Source organism: Pseudomonas spartinae (assembly GCF_965197125.1).
Taxonomy (GTDB): domain Bacteria; phylum Pseudomonadota; class Gammaproteobacteria; order Pseudomonadales; family Pseudomonadaceae; genus Aquipseudomonas; species Aquipseudomonas composti_A.
Map to the genome: position 1 here is coordinate 1 of NZ_CBDAMB010000036.1, position 937 is coordinate 937.

Annotated in this window: 1 protein-coding gene and 1 pseudogene; both read left to right on the forward strand. The window is 55.5% G+C overall.

Annotation, left to right across the window (positions count from 1 at the left end; genetic code table 11):
- Positions 1-204: 204 nt before the first annotated feature.
- Positions 205-564, forward strand: a complete 360-nt coding sequence (locus tag ACN8M7_RS25935; protein ID WP_003246763.1) for a co-regulatory protein PtrA N-terminal domain-containing protein — start codon at positions 205-207, stop codon at positions 562-564.
- 166 nt (positions 565-730) lie between these two features.
- Positions 731-937: pseudogene (locus ACN8M7_RS25940) on the forward strand (cupredoxin domain-containing protein); the annotation flags it as partial.

Genomic DNA, 937 nt, shown 5'->3' on the forward strand with positions numbered 1-937 from the left:
GTGCAGACTCCAAAAGTCGGGTGGCCTGAGTTTGCAGGCAAACCGCGGCCCCAACCAGAAGCTTACGAAAATGTAATTCTGACTTCAGCTCACTGACAGGGTGGCTTGTCTAGGGTGCAAGCATGAGTACTAGGTTGTGCTCTCGGCCCTCGACAGACCAAAAGCAGAGGTGCCGGCCATAGTTTGCACTGATGGAGACTGCCCATGAAATCGCTGAAACCTTTGCTTCTGGTTGGTTCGCTACTGCTGTCTTCCATGGCTTGGGCCGAAGGGGGCAGCGACCGTGTATTCGAGCGCATCCAGCAGATGCGCGACAAAGCAGAAGCCGTGCTGATCCAGGCGGAGAAGGCCCCGGTCGGCGAGCGGCATGTGCACATGAAGGAGCATATGAACATGCTCGAAGACATCATGAGCCAGCTGCACAACGAACATCCCGCGCCAAACATGTCTGCCGAAGAGCATCTGGCCTGGATGGAAAAGCATGACAAGCTGGTAGACGACGTGCTGGCTCAAATGATCCGCGAGCACAAGCTAATGATGGCCGACAAAGAGTGCCATCGATAAGGATTTTCCCATCTTCCAGGCCTTCCGTGATTGCTCCTTTGGCCTAGCGGCGCCTTTATGGCGCCGTGCTTTTTCCCAGCTGACGCAATTGTAGTTTTGGGGTCAGCGGCCTGGCAGGAAGCGGGGAATAGCATGAGATTTCCAGCACCCATCGCGAGGTCTCACCATGAAACGCTTACCCCTTAAACTGCTGATCAGCACTCTGTTCATCAGCACCACCTTTCCGGCATTTGCCGAGGTCGGCGGCAGTAGCAATGGCATTGGGCAGCAGGCCCAGGCGACGCCAGCGACTCGTACCATCTTGGTAAAGATGGACGACATCAACTACAGCCAGAAAACGATCGATGTGAAGCCAGGTGAAACCGTGCGCTTC

Excerpts from the sequence above, each read along its gene's own strand:
- ACN8M7_RS25935 (WP_003246763.1), top strand. The coding sequence starts at position 205 with ATGAAATCGCTGAAACCTTTGCTTCTGGTTGGTTCGCTACTGCTGTCT.